Here is a 15,346-nt window from a genome sequence, read left to right as displayed (position 1 = left end):
ACTGTGGAAGCGAGCCTGCTCGCGAATGCGATCTGCCAGTGACATTGATGCTAGCTGACACACCGCATTCGCGAGCAGGTCGGATTGCCGCACCATCGCTCCCACACAGGGGCATTTAGCGCAGGTTATTGAGCCCGAGCCCAAGGCAAGATCGGAATCGCCGTCACCGCATTCTGCGGGCTGCCCTCGATCACGCGATCGCTATAGACCAGGTAAACCAGCGTATTGCGCTTCTTGTCGAGGAATCGCACCACCTGCATGGTCTTGAATACCAGCGAAGTGCGCTCGCGGAACACTTCTTCGCCGTCCTTGAGCTCGCCCTTGAAGCTGATCGGCCCAACCTGGCGACAGGCGATGGACGCCTCGGCGCGATCCTCGGCCAACCCAAGACCGCCCTTCACCCCACCCGTCTTGGCTCGCGACAGGTAACAGGTCACGCCATCGACCTTAGGGTCGTCGAACGCCTCGACCACGATCCGGTCATTCGGTCCGACAAACTTGAACACAGTCGAGACCTGGCCAATTTCCTCAGCCGAAGCCAGCAGCGGCAATGCCAACAGCAAGCCAATCAATCCTTTTGCCACACCCATGATTTTTCCTTAGACGAGGATCAGGTTGTCACGGTGAACCAGCTCGGGCTCCGCCATGTAACCCAACAAGCCGACAATCGCATCAGACGACTGGCCGATGATTTTCTGCGCTTCCAGCGCGCTGTAATTAGCCAGGCCACGGGCGATCTCGCGACCGTCCGGCGCCACGCACACGACCATTTCACCGCGGCGGAAACTGCCCTGGACGAGCTTCACACCTACCGGCAGCAGGCTTTTGTTGCCTTGGGACAAGGCCGACACAGCGCCGGCATCCAGCACCAAGGTGCCACGGGTCTGCAGATGCCCGGCCAGCCATTGCTTGCGCGCCGCCAGCATGCCGCGCTCAGGGGAGAGCAAGGTGCCAATGCGCTCGCCTGACTTCAGGCGATCCAGCACCCGCTCCAAGCGCCCACCGACAATGATGGTATGAGCACCGGAACGGGCCGCCAGACGCGCAGCACGCAGCTTGGTCTGCATGCCACCGCGCCCCAGCGCCCCGCCCGTACCACCGGCAACCGCATCCAGCGCCGGGTCGTCGGCACGGGCTTCGTAGATCAGCTTGGCGTCAGGGTTGTTGCGCGGATCGGCATCGAACATGCCGTCGCGGTCCGTGAGAATCACCAGCAGGTCCGCCTCCACCAGGTTCGCCACCAATGCAGCCAGGGTGTCGTTGTCACCAAAACGGATCTCGTCGGTGACTACGGTGTCGTTCTCGTTGATCACCGGGATGACTTTCAGCTCCACCAGCGCTCGCAACGTACTGCGGGCATTGAGGTAGCGCTTGCGGTCGGACAGGTCGTCATGGGTCAGCAGGATCTGAGCGGTGTGGCGACCATGCTCGGCAAAGCTCGACTCCCAAGCCTGGACCAGGCCCATCTGGCCGATGGCGGCAGCGGCCTGCAGTTCATGCATCGCGCTGGGTCGCGACGTCCAGCCCAGGCGACTCATACCGGCGGCCACGGCCCCGGACGAGACCAATACCAGCTCGACGCCAGCCTCATGCAAGGCCACCATCTGCTCGACCCACACCGCCATCGCCTGGCGATCCAGGCCTTTGCCATCCGCTGTCAGCAGTGCACTGCCGATCTTCACGACCCAGCGCTGCGCACCCGTCACCTTGCTCCGCATTTTATTCAACCTTTGCCAGCGAACGGCGCGACCCAGCGCCGTCCATGGGATTATTCGTATTTGCGTTTTACAGATACCAAAACGCCGCTCGAATGAGCGGCGCCTTGGAAACCGGCTGGTTGCGATGATAACACCGCACCGAAACACTTGAACCTGTGGGAGCGATGGTCCTGGTTTCAACTGAGTAGCATCAGTCGCGAACGTAGATGATTTCCGGACCGTCCTCGTCATCCACATCCTCTTCGTCCCAATCGTCGTCACCGATGTCATGGACCGACTTCACGCCACTGCGGCGCAAGGCACGCTGGTCGTCCAGCGCTTGCAACTGGGCACGGGCCTCGTCTTCGATGCGCTGGTCAAGCTCGGCCAGCTCTTCCTTGTAGGCCGGATCGTTGGCCAGGCGATCGGCACGATCTTCCAGGTAACGCATGATGTCGTGGCAGAGACGCTCGGTATTTTCCTTGGCAATGGCCGAGATTACATAGACCGGACCTTCCCACTCCAGGCGATCGACAATCTCCTTGACCCGTTCCTCATGCTCTTCTTCGAGGATCTGGTCGCACTTGTTCAGCACCAGCCAACGGTCGCGCTCGGCCAGGGCCGGGCTGAACTTGGTCAGCTCGTTGACGATGACTTCGGCGGCATCGGCGGCACTGGTCTCATCCAGCGGCGCCATGTCGACGAGGTGCAGCAGCAAGCGGGTACGGGACAAATGCTTGAGGAAGCGAATCCCCAGGCCCGCGCCCTCGGAAGCACCCTCGATCAAGCCCGGAATGTCAGCGATCACAAAGCTTTTCCAGCGATCGACGCTGACCACGCCCAGGTTGGGTACCAGGGTAGTGAACGGGTAATCGGCGACTTTCGGCTTGGCTGCAGAGACCGAACGGATGAAGGTACTTTTACCGGCGTTCGGCAGGCCCAGCAGACCCACGTCGGCCAACACCTTCATTTCCAGCTTCAGGTCGCGCTGCTCGCCGGGCTTGCCCGGCGTAGTCTGGCGCGGCGCACGGTTGGTACTGGATTTGAAACGGGTGTTGCCCAGACCGTGCCAACCGCCATGGGCCACCAGCAGACGCTGGCCGGCCTTGGTCAGGTCGCCGATCACTTCCTGGGTGGCGGAGTCGATCACCGTGGTGCCGACCGGCACGCGCAGGATCAGGTCTTCGCCCTTCTTGCCGGTGCAGTCGGTGCTGCCGCCGTTGGAGCCACGCTCGGCATCGAAGTGCCGGGTGTAACGGTAGTCCACCAGGGTGTTGAGGTTTTCGTCGGCGAGCATGTAGATCGAGCCGCCATCGCCCCCATCACCACCGTTCGGACCACCATTTTCAATGAATTTTTCCCGACGGAAACTCATGCAGCCATTGCCGCCGTCGCCAGCCTTTACTCGAATCGATACTTCATCAACAAACTTCATGACACACGCCTCTCGCCGTACGGACGAGCCGAAAAAAACAAGACATAAGACTCTTGCAAAAATGAGCGCAGCGACCTCAAAACACGCCCAACCGCAGCGCCGACAGCCCATACAAACAGTTTTGCAAGAGACTCACCCCACAAACGAAAAAGCCCCGTCGCAAGACAGGGCTTTTCCAGCGGTCTCGCAATTAAGCTGCGATAACGCTTACGTAACGACGACCAAAGGCGCCTTTTACTTCGAACTTGATCACGCCTTCGACTTTAGCGAAGAGGGTGTGATCTTTACCCATGCCCACGCCGTAGCCAGCGTGGAATTGGGTGCCGCGCTGACGCACGATGATGTTGCCTGCTTTGATAGCCTGGCCGCCATACATCTTCACGCCAAGGCGTTTGGCTTCTGAGTCGCGACCGTTACGGGTACTACCACCAGCTTTTTTGTGTGCCATGAGTTCAATTCTCCTAGTGAGGAATTAGGCTGAAATTAAGCCTGAATACCGGTGATTTTGATCTCGGTGTACCACTGGCGGTGGCCCATACGCTTCATGTGGTGCTTACGGCGACGGAACTTGATGATGCGGACTTTATCGTGACGACCTTGGGAGATCACTTCAGCCACAACGGTAGCGCCAGCAACGACTGGAGCGCCGATATTCACGTCATCGCCATTGGCGACCAACAGAACGCGATCAAAAGTCACGGATTCGCCGGTAGCGATTTCCAGTTTTTCGATCTTCAGGTATTCACCTGGGGCGACCTTGTATTGCTTGCCACCAGTAACAATTACTGCGTACGACATGGTATTTCTCCGATAATCCTGCTCACCCAGCGCTTTATAAGAAGAGGTATTGGCTGGCATGGCTGCATGGGCTGGAAGGCCCGGATGCAATTGCGTAAGGCAGGTGCTGCCCAGGAAGTTCAGGGTGCGCGATTGTACGCAAGCTGACCGAGCCTTGCAAGTAGCCGCCCCGCACTGCAGAAGCATGCGCCTTGACAGGCCAGGACGTGGGTCCTAGCATGCCGCGCAACCCTTCTGGAGCGCCTGTCGCTGATGCAACCCCAAGCTTTCTACCGCGCAGTGGCGGACGATTTTAGTGCCGTCGACGGTATCATCAAGAAGCAGCTGACTTCCCGCGTGCCGCTGGTATCGAAAATCGGCGACTACATCACTTCGGCTGGCGGTAAGCGCCTGCGTCCTTTATTGGTGCTGCTGTGCGGCAAGGCCCTGGGTCGCGAAGGCGACGACATGCGCCTGCTGGCCGCCACCATCGAGTTCCTGCACACCGCGACGCTGCTGCATGACGACGTCGTCGACATGTCCGGCATGCGCCGTGGCCGCTCGACCGCCAACGCCATGTGGGGCAACGCCCCGAGCGTGCTGGTGGGCGATTTCCTGTATTCGCGCTCGTTCGAAATGATGGTCGAGCTGGGTTCGATGCCGGTGATGAAGATCCTGTCCCAGGCCACGCGCATCATCGCCGAAGGCGAAGTGCTGCAGCTGTCCAAGGTCCGCGACGCCAGCACCACCGAAGAAACCTACATGGAAGTCATTCGCGGCAAGACCGCGATGCTTTTCGAAGCCTCGACCCACAGCGCCGCTGCCCTGGCCGGCGCCACCGCCGAGCAGAGCGAAGCACTGCGCACCTTTGGCGATCACCTGGGCGTTGCGTTCCAACTGGTAGACGATCTGCTGGACTACAAGGGCGATGCCGAGACCCTGGGCAAGAATGTCGGTGACGACCTGGCCGAAGGCAAGCCGACCCTGCCGCTGATCTACACCATGCGCGAAGGCACGCCGGAACAAGCGGCGCTGGTGCGCCAGGCGATCCAGAAAGGCGGGATCGAAGACCTGGAGCGTATCCGTGCCGCGGTCGAAGCCTCCGGCTCGCTGGAATACACTGCGACACTGGCCCGGGACTATGTCGCCCGTGCGATCAAGTGCCTCGATGCGCTGCCGGCCAGCGAGTATCGCGATGCGCTGGTGGAACTGAGCGAGTTTGCGGTCGCCCGTACCCATTGATTGCATGAAAACGGCGAGCTTTTGTGGCGAGGGAGCTTGCTCCCGCTCGGCTCTGTAGGAGCTGGCGAAGGCTCGGGCCGCGTTCGGACGATCTTTTGATCTTTCGCTCCAGACTCAATTGGCAGTGAAAAGATCGCAGCCTCGCTTCGCTCGTCAGCTCCTACGGATCCAGCGGGAGCAAGCTCCCTCGCCACAAAGACCCCGCATCCCCACCTCGTAAGAAAACCCTATATAATGTGCGCCCTTTTGCCCTCCTGATACTCAAGGAACCCTAGTGAGCACGTTGCCTCCCTGCCCTAAATGCAATTCCGAATACACCTACGAAGACGGCACCCAGCTGGTCTGCCCGGAGTGCGCCCACGAATGGTCCGCCAGCGGCGAAGCTGAAGCGCCTTCCGACGATACCGTGAAGAAAGATTCGGTCGGCAACGTCCTGCAGGACGGCGATACCATTACCGTGATCAAGGACCTCAAGGTCAAGGGCACGTCGCTGGTGGTCAAGGTCGGCACCAAGGTGAAGAACATCCGCCTGTGCGATGGCGACCACGACATCGACTGCAAGATCGATGGCATCGGCCCGATGAAGCTGAAATCCGAGTTCGTCAGAAAAGTCTGATCTTGCCGTATTCCCATCCCGCGCCTCGCGTGGGATGGCTCCCCACCCTTCCCGCTTAAGCCCTATCTTGCCCAAGCTCGGCCAATCGGCGCCGATTCGAGCTATCACGACCCGTCGTCAGAAAAACAATCGCTGCGCCAATAGAGACTTGCTATTTAGCGAATAGGAATTATTCTCATCAAACCCCATCAAGGAGATGAGAACCATGACTTATTTGATCGATGCCTGGCTGGACCGCCCACATCCCTACCTGAGGATCCTGCATCGGGAAACCGGGGAAGTCTGCGCAGTACTTGAAGAAGAAGCCTTGAATGAGCTGCAGGACCAGGGAGACCTGGACCTCAATAGCCTCAACTCCAGCGAACCGCTGGTGCTCAAGGAGTTGGTGCGAAACCTGTTCCTGTTCTGCTACGCCCGGGCGTTGCGCCCTACGGGGGATTTTAGCGGCAGGTTCCATGGATGAGCATCAATAACCTGTGGGAGCGATGGTGCGGCAATCCGACTTGCTCGCGATGGCGGTGCGTCAGCAACGAGGATGTCGACTGACTATCCGCTTTCGCGAGCAAGTCGGATTGCCGCACCATCGCTCCCACAGTTTTTTGTCCGGCTGTAAAAACCGGACAGGGTCTTACAGTACGTCCAACAGCTCGACGTCGAATACCAGCACGCTGTGCGGCGGGATGCTGCCGACGCCTTGAGCGCCGTAAGCCAATTCGCTCGGCACGTACAGGCGCCATTTGCTGCCGGCGTTCATCAGTTGCAGGGCTTCGGTCCAGCCTGGGATCACGCCGCCTACCGGGAATTCGGCTGGCTGGCCACGATCGTAGGAGCTGTCGAACACAGTGCCGTCGATCAGGGTGCCGTGGTAATGAGTGCGCACCTGGTCTTCACGGGTCGGCTTGGCCCCTTCACCCTGGGTCAGCACTTCGAATTGCAGGCCGGAGGCCAAGGTGGTGATGCCTTCGCGCTTGGCGTTTTCAGCCAGGAACGCACGGCCTTCGCCAGCAGCGGCTTCAGCCTTGGCGGCGGCTTCGGCCTGCATGATTTCACGAATGACCTTGAAGCTGGCGGACATCTCGTCCTGGCCCACACGGCTCGGCTTGCCGGCGAAAGCGTCGGTCAGGCCAGCCAGGATCGCGTCCAGGCTCACACCCGGTGGCGGGTTGTCGCGCAGTTGGTCGCCCAACTGACGGCCAATGCCGTAGCTGACGCGGGTTTCGTCGGTGGACAGGTTAACTTCGGACATGATGCTGCTCCGCTGTGCGGACGGCTCGAGGATTGCCGTGGATGACACAGCGCCTCCCGGAGCGCCCGGAACCAAAAGGGCGAGCAGACTAGCACAGATGCCATGGCGCGGACGAACCGCTCACACGCCTCCCCTCTAAACGACAACGCCCGCCTGTCTCTCGACAGGCGGGCGCTGCGTCGGCATCGAAGATGGCTCAGTGCTTGGTCAGTTTATCCAGGTAACCCATGGCGAACGCCGACACCACGAAGGTCATATGGATGATCACGTACCACATCAGGTGTTCGGGATCGACGTTCTTGGCGTCCATGAAGATACGCAGCAAGTGGATCGAGGAAATGGCAACGATCGATGCCGCGACTTTCATCTTCAGCGACGACGAATCCATGGTGCCCAGCCAGTTGAGCTTTTCCTTGTCGTCGCCGATATCCAGTTGCGAGACGAAGTTCTCGTAGCCGGAAATCATCACCATCACCAGCAGGCCGCCCACCAGCGCCATGTCGATGAGCGACAACAGCACGAGGATCAGGTCCGACTCGGCCATGGAAAAGACGTTGGGTATGACGTGAAAGACTTCCTGGAAGAACTTCAGCGCCAGGGCCAGCAAGCCCAGGGACAGCCCGAAGTAGATCGGCGCCAGCAGCCAACGGGAGGCATACATTGCATTTTCGATAAAGCGTTCCATTGAATCTCATACCAGGGCTGAAAAATCGCGGCGAGTATATCAGCCACGATCCGCCCCACAAACGCCGGCCCTCACTTGGGCTCCGGCGCTTGTGTCAATTCTTTACTGCCCAGGCCTGTGTCACTGAAGCGGCCGATACTCGAAGCCGCCGACGTTGCGACAACGGCCTCCGTTGATTTCCCGCAGTTGTGCCTGCATGTGCAGGGACCAGATCTGCGGATCATCCGCCAGCTCATAGCCATGGGTCGTCAGGCTCTGGACGATGGTATCGAGGATGGTTTCAGCGGCTGTCGGCCCGGGGAAGGGCCCTTGGGCCTTGATGGCGGAGGGTTGCTCACCGGCCATTCCAGCGGCGAAGAGCACGGTCCACATGCCGGTATCGCCGGCAAGGGGGCGAACAGCGCATTCGATGCGGGTGACAAGCCCGAGGCATTGACGAGTAAGGCAAAGGTTGCGCGACATGGCGGCGCCCCTCGGTAGATCCGGTATTCAGCCCGGGAGGGGCTGTTTCGATCCAATGATGGCTCTCGTTATCCTTGAACTGAGGATAGGAGAAAAGTTCCGGCACCGAAGGATTTCGAGACCAGAATGCGCCGAGCGGTCATAGTGTGAATATTGACGCCAACTCAGTGGCGCTTTCTGGACGCAGTCCATAAAACATTGTGGGAGCGAGCCTGCTCGCGAAAGCGGTGTGACAGTCAAGGAAACCGTCACTGATACTCCGCTTTCGCGAGCAGGCTCGCTCCCACAGGGGTCTTGCGGCGGTCAGGAGAGCCTTACGCCGGCTTGGCCTCCGCCAGCGCCTGCTGCGCCAGTTCCTTCTCTGCCTCCTTGATATCTTCGTCGCTGATCATTTCCGCGATGACCCGCAGTCGTTCCACCACGCGCGCGTTGACGCTGCCCTCCGGAAACTCGCCATTCTCGTCCGGTTCGCCAGCGGGCTCGCCCACCAGCAGGCTCAGGGCTTCGTCGGCCTGGCGCACGGCATAGACATGGAACTGCCCGGCGCGCACGGCCGCCAGCACTTTCTCGTCGAGCATCAGGGTCGCGACGTTGGCCTGGGGAATGATCGCCCCTTGCTCCCCCGTGAGCCCGCGGGCTTCGCAGAGGCGGAAGAAGCCTTCGATCTTCTCGTTGACCCCGCCCACCGCCTGCACTTCACCGAACTGGTTGATCGAGCCGGTGATGGCGAAGCATTGCTTCAACGGGGTCTTCGACAAGGCCGAGATCAGCGTGCAAGCCTCCCCAAGGGACGCACTGTCGCCGTCCACATAACCGTAGGATTGCTCCAGGGCGATACTGGCTGAAATCGCCAGCGGGAATTCCTGGGCATACCGGCTGCCCAGGTATCCGGTCAGGATCATTACCCCCTTGGAGTGGATCGGCTGCCCGAGGTTGACCTCTCGTTCGATGTCGACGATACCGCTGCCGCCCGGGTACACCGTGGCGGAAATACGCGCCGGCACGCCAAACGCCGAGTCGCCCACTTCCAGCACCGTCAACCCGTTGCACTTGCCCACGGCCGCGCCGTCCGTGTCGATGAGGATGATCCCCGCCAGCATGTCGTCGAGGATTCGCGCCGAAACGCGCCCGGTGCGGGTGGCCTTGGCCTTGAGCGCACGCTCGATGTGGCCGGCGTCGGTCATCTCGTCACCGGCCAGTTGGCGAATGAAATCCGCCTCGCTGACCAGCTGGAACAGATCGCCGATCCGCGCCGACAAGCGCCCCTGATGTTCGGCCAGGCGTGCACTGTAGGTCGCCAGGCGCGCCACTGCGTCGGCGGTCAGCGGTGCCATGCCCTCCTCCGAAGTACGGGTCTTGAGCAACTGGGCAAACTGCTCCAGGCTCTCGTCGCCCATCGGGATGTCTTCGTCGAAATCCACCAGCACGCGAAACATCTCCTGGAAATCCGAATCCAGGTCTTGCAGCGCGTAATAGAGCTGGCGCGCGCCGATGATCACGACCTTGACCTGCAACGGGATGTGTTGCGGTGTCAGGGTGACGGTCGCCAAGCGACCCAGCTCGCCCAGCGGCGATTCCATTTTCAGCTTGCGCGACTGCAGGGCGCGCTTGAGCGCATCCCACACGAACGGCTCGCCGAGCATTTTTTCCGCTTCAAGGATCAGGAACCCGCCGTTGGCACGGTGCAAGGCACCTGGGCGCAACTGCCGATACGTGGTGTAGAGCGCACCCTGGTCGGTGCTGTACTCGATGCGGCCAAACAGGTTGTCGTAGGTCGGGTGCGGCTCGAACACCACCGGGGCGCCACCGCTCGCCGGATGGCCGACGACCAGGCTAGGCGCGTATTGCTCCTCCAGCAGCTTGCGGGCGACGGCGTCGGTCTTGCTGTCATCCACCAACTGCTCGACGACCGTCTTGAGCAAATAGACCTGCATGGCTTGCAGATAACCGCACACGGCAGCGTTCTCGGCGTATTTCTCCGATAACGGCGCCAGCAACGGTTGCAAGGCCAGGGTAATGGTTTCTTCGTTGAGGTGGCGCAACTGGTTGTTGGACTCGCGCTTCCACTGCGGCAGGCTGGCGAGCTCTTCGTTCAGGCGTTCCTCCAGGCCGGAAATATCCTCATGGAATCGCTCGCGCTCGGCCTCTGGCAACTGGGCGAACTCCGCCTCGTCCAAGGCCTTGCCCTCGCTCATCGGGGTGAAGGCGATGTTGCTGCTGTCACGGTACAGTGCGACGTCCTTTTCCAACGCCAGCCGTTCGATAACGTCGAGGGCACGGTCGTAGCGCTGGTTGAAGGCGCGGTCGATGGCGCTCTTTTTCTGTTGGTAGGACGGATGTTCGAACACCGCCGGAAACGTCGCCAGCAGGTTGTCGATCAAGCCATTGATATCGCCAATGAAGGTGCCCGCAGTGCCCGACGGCAGCTCCAGGGCGCGCGGCTCGCGGGGTTCATCGAAGTTATTGACATAGACCCAGTCCGACGGGGTCTGCATGCGCTTGCCTTCGGCCTTGAGGTAGCGCTTGACGAACGAGAACCGGCCGGTGCCGGGCTCCCCCATCACAAATACGTTGTAACCGGGGCGTGGCATCGCCACACCGAACTGCAATGCTTCGACCGCACGTTCCTGGCCAAGCACACCGCGGAAGGGCTCCAGATCATTGGTGGTAGAGAAGCTGAACTGTTCAGCGGAAAACGGACGGGTCAGCGCTTCGGGCGCTAGACGCAAGCTGGCAGCAACAGGATCAGGCATCGGGCTTCCTTACATCAGGCGGGGCAGATAGCGGCATTCTGGCGCTGCCCGTACCTGACTGGCAAGGAGCGCCTGAGGCCAAAGCATAGTCGAGGCAAGAACCCAGGGCAGAGCCCCGCACGCAACGGGTTTGCAGTAATGTTTTTGCAAAATGCCACGGAACCCTCGGATCGTGCCTAAACTCCAAACTGCGCGGCTGGAACAATAACCGGCCCACTGGCTGCTGTAGGGGCCAGACCCTGTCCATTGGTATGCACATAAAGAGAACATAGCTATGAAACGGATTCTTCTCGGTACTCTCTTCACCGCTGTATCCATCAACGCCATGGCTCAGGCGCCGGGCGGCCCGGATTGCGGTTGGGGCAACATGCTGTTCGAAGGTCAGCGTGGCACCCCGGCTCACTTCCTCGCATCCACCACCAACGGCACCTCCGGCAACGCCACCTTCGGCATGACCTCCGGCACCAACGGCTGCTCGACCAACGCAGCGCTGACCTACGGCGGTAAATCCTGGCTGGCCATGAATGGCATGATGAACGAGCTGTCCGAAGACATGGCCAAGGGTCAGGGCGAAGCGCTGACCACCTACGCCGTGGTACTGGGTGTGGCGCCGGAAGATCGCGCGCACTTCTCCGCTGTGACCCATGAGCACTTCCAGCAGATCTTCAGCAAGGCTGACGTGACCGCCGAAGACGTGCATACCAATACCCTGGCCGTGCTGAAAAACGACCCTCGCCTGGCCAAGTACGCAACTCAAGCTTAAGCTCGACACCACTCGCTCCTTTCGGGGAGCGGGTTTTCTTTTTGGGGCCCCTCCGGTCTTTATTATTCGACTTTCCAAGTAGCCGACTATGCTCAAACGCCTTGCCTGGCTGACGCTCTGTGTGTGCGCCCCGCTGTCCGCCGCGCCTCATGTCGACCCTCAACGTTTGCAGCAACTGGCCAATGATCGCTTCTGGATTTCCCTGGGCCACTACGAAACCGCCAAGCTCGGTGGCTGGCGCAGTTACATCAGCGACAAGAAATTCTTCCTCGCACCCGACGGCAACGAACATCCCGACCGCGAACTGGCCGCCACGCTGCAAGCCCTGTACGGCCCAGCCAGCGCCGGCCAGCAACACGCTCAATGCGTGTACCCGGCGCGTACCCGCTGGCTGAAGAAGCAGCTCGACCTGAAGGACCTGCCGGCGATCAATTGCAGCGACTACACCCAATGGTTCAAGGACGTTTCGCCCCACAGCGCGGTGATGATCTTCCCCGCTGCGTACCTGAACAGCCCCTCCTCGATGTTCGGCCATACCTTGCTGCGCATCGACCAGGCCGACGTGCAAAGCGACAAAACCGCCCTGCTCAGCTATGCGATCAACTTCGGCGCCTACATCGAAGGGTCGGACAACAGCATCCTTTACGCCTGGAAGGGCCTGATGGGCGGCTATCCCGGCCTGTTCGCCCTGGTGCCCTACCAGGAAAAGCTCTCCGAATACCGTAGCCTGGAGAACCGCGACCTGTGGGAATACCGCCTCAACCTGAGCCAGGCGGAAACCGAACGCATGGTCGAGCATGTGTGGGAACTCAAGCAGATCCAGTTCGACTACTTTTTCTTCGACGAAAACTGCTCCTATCGCCTGCTTGAACTGCTGCAAGTCGCGCGCCCCAGCCTGCGCTTGACCGAACAGTTCCCGTTGACGGCGATTCCCACCGACACCGTCAAGGCAGTGAAAGAAGCCGGGCTGGTGGAAAGCATCCAGTATCGACCGTCCCGTGAACGGGAGCTGCTCAGCCGCGCCGAACCGCTCAGCGATGACGAACAGCAATGGGTACTGAAGGTCAGCGCCGACCAGCAGCAGTTGCAACGACCTGAATTCAAGGCGCTGCCGCGCGATCGCCAGGCCTTGATCATCGACGCGGCCTACCGCCTGGAGCGTTATCGCGCCAACGGCCAGGAGCGTGATCCACAGCGCGCCCAACGCAGCTTCGAACTGTTGCGAGCGATCAACCAGAACCCTGCGCCGGAACTGGACATCGCGCGACCGGGCCTGCCCGAAGACGGCCACGAATCGCGCACCTGGCAGGCCGGCCTGGGCACGCGGGGTGACCGGGCGTTTGGCGAGTATGGCCTGCGCATGGCCTATCACGACCTCAATGACAACGCAGAGAGTTTCCCGCTAGGGGCGCAGATCGAAATCCTCCAATTGAAACTGCGCCAATACGAAGGCAACGATTGGCAACTGCAGCAATTGGACCTGGCGACCATTCGCTCCCTGACCCCACGCAACGAGTTGCTGCAGCCGTTGTCCTGGCAGGTCACCGGCGGCTTGGAACGCGTGCCAGGCAAGCACGACGATGAAACGCTGGTCAGTCACGTCAATGGTGGCGGCGGCGGCACTTGGGCGTTGGGGGACGATGTGTTGGGCTTTGCCCTGGGCACCGTACGGGTCGAGCACAATAACGATTTCGCCCAATTCATCGCCCCGGCTGCCGGATTCAACAGCGGTGTGCTGTGGAAAAACCCGCTGGGCAACTTGAGCCTGGAAGCCAAGGGCGATTATTTCTTCAACGGCGAAGTGCGCCGTAGCCTGAGCCTGAACCAGCAGTGGGAACTGTCTCGCAACCTCGGCCTGCGCCTGAGCGCCCAGCGCGAATTCAGCCAACTGGCCTCGCCGGAGAATGAGGTAATGCTTGAAGTGAAGTGGTATCACTACTGAGCGAACGGATTAATCACCGCGCTTTCACACCTTTCTGACGAATCCGCTTCTAGACTTCTGTCATGAGTGGCTCGGCAGGAACGCAGAACATGTGGCGCGCGGCGGTGGTACTGGGTGTGTTGGTGTTGCTCGGTGGCTGTGAAACCACCCACGAAGATCTGATTGCCCGAGGTTATCCGCCGGCCTTCGCCGACGGTTTCGACGATGGTTGCAGCAGCGGCCGACAAGCCGCCGGCGCGATCACCGGCCAGTTCAGGAAGGACGTGCCGCGTTATCTCAAGGACGCGCGCTACGCCGAGGGCTGGAGCGACGGCTTTCGCCAATGCCAGGCCATGCGCGAGAGTGAAGAACGTGACGCCTATCGCGAACGCCACTGGGACGACCGCGAACGTGCCTGGCAACAGGAGAAAGATCGCGACGCCGCCCGGGCTTACCGCTCGCAGTGAGTCGCTCTGAGACATTCGTCGAAACCAAAACCTTGCGACCATGGCCCAAACTCCAACAGAGGAGAACCCTATGAGTCGCGCTTTCGTCAACGAAGACAACGCCGCAGCCCAGGCCGATCAACCGGTCGAACGCCAGATCAGCGCGCAACCCAACTACGTCACGCCCACTGGACTGGCCCAGCTACAGGCCCAGGTCGCCGAGTTGCAGGCGCTGCACGGCCAGCAGGCGCACCGAGGGGAGCTTGCGGACAAGCAGCGGACCGCCGACCTTGAACGGGATCTGCGCTATTTCACGCAGCGCCTGCAAAGCGCCCAGGTCGTTGCGCCGACTTCATCCGATCAAGTGCGAATCGGACATTGGGTGACCTTTGTCGATGAACAGGACCACGAGCAGCGGGTGCAATTGGTGGGTGAAGACCAGGCCGATGCGGCCAATGGCTTGATCAACTGGGGCTCGCCGCTGGGGCGGGCGTTGCTGGGGACAAAGGTTGGGGATGAGGTGACTTGGGAGCGACCGGCCGGGAACCTCATCATTGAAGTCATTGCTATCGAACTTGAATGATCGGGTCGACAGACGCTTGTCGGTGCAGTGACAAGAACACTTCAAACGCATCTGCAACCTGAACGCTACACGACAGCACTTCAACCTGGCTTCGAAGTTGGCAAGCCTTCCAAATATCATCAAGCAAAGCGCACCAAATCCGTCCAGCCACAACTAGATAACACTGAGCTATTCACTTGTAGCAATACGTAACCGCAACATAAAGTTATAACGACAGATTTGCGTCGACCTAACAGCATGCTACTGTTTCCCCGCACTTAAACCCGTGCACAAGAAAAAAAGGGGAACACATAATGAGCGAACGAATATTGGCAATGCCTGGTGACTTCGACAGCGACCTAGAATGTACCGCCGTGTTTTCTTAAACCCTGTAATAAACCTGCAGCGCAGGAACGTGATACCCCCTAAATAACTTCATTACATCCTACAGCTCGGGTGCTTTCCGGCACCCGATTGACCGCTGGTCACTGTATTAGATTGTATAACTGATGAGGAACGACCTATGAGTGAAAAAATCCTGAACATGTCCGGCGACTTCGATTTCGAATTCAATGCCTATCAAGCACCCGCCAACACCAGCGAGATCCTGGCAACGACGATGGAATGCAACACCTTTGGAACCTGCACCAATATTGGCTGCTCGACACTCGGGTGCTGATAGCGCCTGACTGACCCTCGAAACTTGCAACAACCGTTAACACAGAGCAGGCACCGCCTGCT

17 protein-coding genes are annotated in these 15,346 nt (G+C 60.1%); 8 read left to right on the top strand and 9 right to left on the bottom strand.

The genetic code is table 11. The features are described from left to right. Positions 1–125: 125 nt before the first annotated feature. The 5 genes from M8Q45_RS01190 to rplU all read right to left on the bottom strand — a co-directional run bounded on the left by M8Q45_RS01190 (position 126) and on the right by rplU (position 3,930). Positions 126–590, bottom strand: a complete 465-nt coding sequence (locus tag M8Q45_RS01190) for a CreA family protein (RefSeq protein WP_053153624.1) — start codon at positions 588–590, stop codon at positions 126–128. Between the two features lie 9 nt (positions 591–599). After that, the gene (proB, locus tag M8Q45_RS01185) at positions 600–1,718 is read right to left on the bottom strand and encodes a glutamate 5-kinase (RefSeq protein WP_030140287.1); all 1,119 of its coding nucleotides are present in this window, start codon (positions 1,716–1,718) and stop codon (positions 600–602) included. A 190-nt stretch (positions 1,719–1,908) separates the two neighbouring features. After that, entirely contained in the window at positions 1,909–3,132 is a 1,224-nt protein-coding gene (cgtA, locus tag M8Q45_RS01180) for an Obg family GTPase CgtA (RefSeq protein WP_039593902.1), read from the bottom strand. A 190-nt stretch (positions 3,133–3,322) separates the two neighbouring features. Then, positions 3,323–3,580: a 50S ribosomal protein L27 gene (gene rpmA, locus M8Q45_RS01175; protein ID WP_003205738.1), complete on the bottom strand. Its 258-nt coding sequence runs from the start codon at positions 3,578–3,580 to the stop codon at positions 3,323–3,325. Positions 3,581–3,615: 35 nt separating this feature from the next. Then, positions 3,616–3,930 carry a 50S ribosomal protein L21 gene (gene rplU, locus M8Q45_RS01170; RefSeq protein WP_003176051.1) on the bottom strand — a complete coding sequence of 105 codons (315 nt, stop codon included), beginning with the start codon at positions 3,928–3,930 and terminating at the stop codon, positions 3,616–3,618. Between the two features lie 252 nt (positions 3,931–4,182). On the opposite strand from rplU, the gene M8Q45_RS01165 reads away from it, so the two are divergent. From M8Q45_RS01165 to M8Q45_RS01155, 3 genes are all read left to right on the top strand, one after another. Beyond that, positions 4,183–5,151 carry a polyprenyl synthetase family protein gene (locus M8Q45_RS01165; RefSeq protein WP_030140289.1) on the top strand — a complete coding sequence of 323 codons (969 nt, stop codon included), beginning with the start codon at positions 4,183–4,185 and terminating at the stop codon, positions 5,149–5,151. A gap of 274 nt (positions 5,152–5,425) precedes the next feature. Continuing rightward, a complete protein-coding gene (locus M8Q45_RS01160) occupies positions 5,426–5,767 on the top strand; it encodes a zinc ribbon domain-containing protein YjdM (protein ID WP_030140290.1) in 342 nt (113 codons plus the stop codon). A 205-nt stretch (positions 5,768–5,972) separates the two neighbouring features. Beyond that, positions 5,973–6,230: a PA4570 family protein gene (locus M8Q45_RS01155; protein WP_003205743.1), complete on the top strand. Its 258-nt coding sequence runs from the start codon at positions 5,973–5,975 to the stop codon at positions 6,228–6,230. A 165-nt stretch (positions 6,231–6,395) separates the two neighbouring features. Here M8Q45_RS01155 and bamJ read toward each other — a convergent pair whose 3' ends face one another. From bamJ to M8Q45_RS01135, 4 genes are all read right to left on the bottom strand, one after another. Then, complete coding sequence (gene bamJ / locus M8Q45_RS01150; RefSeq protein ID WP_003205746.1) at positions 6,396–7,013, bottom strand: BamJ family beta-barrel-assembly machinery protein; 618 nt, start codon at positions 7,011–7,013, stop codon at positions 6,396–6,398. 196 nt (positions 7,014–7,209) lie between these two features. Further along, entirely contained in the window at positions 7,210–7,698 is a 489-nt protein-coding gene (locus tag M8Q45_RS01145; protein ID WP_003205748.1) for a TIGR00645 family protein, read from the bottom strand. Positions 7,699–7,818: 120 nt separating this feature from the next. Then, the gene (locus M8Q45_RS01140) at positions 7,819–8,160 is read right to left on the bottom strand and encodes a PA4575 family protein (protein WP_030140291.1); all 342 of its coding nucleotides are present in this window, start codon (positions 8,158–8,160) and stop codon (positions 7,819–7,821) included. A gap of 314 nt (positions 8,161–8,474) precedes the next feature. Further along, positions 8,475–10,913, bottom strand: a complete 2,439-nt coding sequence (locus tag M8Q45_RS01135; protein ID WP_249873286.1) for a Lon protease family protein — start codon at positions 10,911–10,913, stop codon at positions 8,475–8,477. 274 nt (positions 10,914–11,187) lie between these two features. Between M8Q45_RS01135 and M8Q45_RS01130 the strand changes: the two genes are divergently transcribed. The 5 genes from M8Q45_RS01130 to M8Q45_RS01110 all read left to right on the top strand — a co-directional run bounded on the left by M8Q45_RS01130 (position 11,188) and on the right by M8Q45_RS01110 (position 15,284). Further along, positions 11,188–11,676: a DUF3015 domain-containing protein gene (locus M8Q45_RS01130; protein WP_030140293.1), complete on the top strand. Its 489-nt coding sequence runs from the start codon at positions 11,188–11,190 to the stop codon at positions 11,674–11,676. An 88-nt stretch (positions 11,677–11,764) separates the two neighbouring features. Continuing rightward, on the top strand, positions 11,765–13,618 hold the full coding sequence (locus M8Q45_RS01125; RefSeq protein ID WP_249873285.1) for an Lnb N-terminal periplasmic domain-containing protein: 1,854 nt from the start codon (positions 11,765–11,767) through the stop codon (positions 13,616–13,618). Between the two features lie 89 nt (positions 13,619–13,707). Continuing rightward, on the top strand, positions 13,708–14,064 hold the full coding sequence (locus M8Q45_RS01120; RefSeq protein WP_030140295.1) for a hypothetical protein: 357 nt from the start codon (positions 13,708–13,710) through the stop codon (positions 14,062–14,064). Positions 14,065–14,134: 70 nt separating this feature from the next. Then, positions 14,135–14,626: a GreA/GreB family elongation factor gene (locus tag M8Q45_RS01115; RefSeq protein WP_249873284.1), complete on the top strand. Its 492-nt coding sequence runs from the start codon at positions 14,135–14,137 to the stop codon at positions 14,624–14,626. Positions 14,627–15,128: 502 nt separating this feature from the next. Next, positions 15,129–15,284 carry a hypothetical protein gene (locus M8Q45_RS01110; RefSeq protein ID WP_249873283.1) on the top strand — a complete coding sequence of 52 codons (156 nt, stop codon included), beginning with the start codon at positions 15,129–15,131 and terminating at the stop codon, positions 15,282–15,284. Positions 15,285–15,346 lie beyond the last annotated feature (62 nt).

Source organism: Pseudomonas sp. T1.Ur (assembly GCF_023516725.1).
Taxonomy (GTDB): domain Bacteria; phylum Pseudomonadota; class Gammaproteobacteria; order Pseudomonadales; family Pseudomonadaceae; genus Aquipseudomonas; species Aquipseudomonas alvandae.
The sequence above is the reverse complement of the archived record's forward strand: the minus strand, read 5'-3'. Positions and strand labels throughout refer to the sequence as shown.

Coding starts and splice junctions, on each gene's coding strand:
- M8Q45_RS01125 (WP_249873285.1), top strand. CDS start 11,765: ATGCTCAAACGCCTTGCCTGGCTGACGCTCTGTGTGTGCGCCCCGCTG.
- M8Q45_RS01110 (WP_249873283.1), top strand. CDS start 15,129: ATGAGTGAAAAAATCCTGAACATGTCCGGCGACTTCGATTTCGAATTC.
- rplU (WP_003176051.1), bottom strand. CDS start 3,930: ATGTCGTACGCAGTAATTGTTACTGGTGGCAAGCAATACAAGGTCGCC.
- M8Q45_RS01165 (WP_030140289.1), top strand. CDS start 4,183: ATGCAACCCCAAGCTTTCTACCGCGCAGTGGCGGACGATTTTAGTGCC.
- M8Q45_RS01120 (WP_030140295.1), top strand. CDS start 13,708: ATGTGGCGCGCGGCGGTGGTACTGGGTGTGTTGGTGTTGCTCGGTGGC.
- cgtA (WP_039593902.1), bottom strand. CDS start 3,132: ATGAAGTTTGTTGATGAAGTATCGATTCGAGTAAAGGCTGGCGACGGC.
- M8Q45_RS01140 (WP_030140291.1), bottom strand. CDS start 8,160: ATGTCGCGCAACCTTTGCCTTACTCGTCAATGCCTCGGGCTTGTCACC.
- bamJ (WP_003205746.1), bottom strand. CDS start 7,013: ATGTCCGAAGTTAACCTGTCCACCGACGAAACCCGCGTCAGCTACGGC.
- proB (WP_030140287.1), bottom strand. CDS start 1,718: ATGCGGAGCAAGGTGACGGGTGCGCAGCGCTGGGTCGTGAAGATCGGC.
- M8Q45_RS01130 (WP_030140293.1), top strand. CDS start 11,188: ATGAAACGGATTCTTCTCGGTACTCTCTTCACCGCTGTATCCATCAAC.
- M8Q45_RS01145 (WP_003205748.1), bottom strand. CDS start 7,698: ATGGAACGCTTTATCGAAAATGCAATGTATGCCTCCCGTTGGCTGCTG.
- M8Q45_RS01190 (WP_053153624.1), bottom strand. CDS start 590: ATGGGTGTGGCAAAAGGATTGATTGGCTTGCTGTTGGCATTGCCGCTG.
- rpmA (WP_003205738.1), bottom strand. CDS start 3,580: ATGGCACACAAAAAAGCTGGTGGTAGTACCCGTAACGGTCGCGACTCA.
- M8Q45_RS01115 (WP_249873284.1), top strand. CDS start 14,135: ATGAGTCGCGCTTTCGTCAACGAAGACAACGCCGCAGCCCAGGCCGAT.
- M8Q45_RS01155 (WP_003205743.1), top strand. CDS start 5,973: ATGACTTATTTGATCGATGCCTGGCTGGACCGCCCACATCCCTACCTG.
- M8Q45_RS01135 (WP_249873286.1), bottom strand. CDS start 10,913: ATGCCTGATCCTGTTGCTGCCAGCTTGCGTCTAGCGCCCGAAGCGCTG.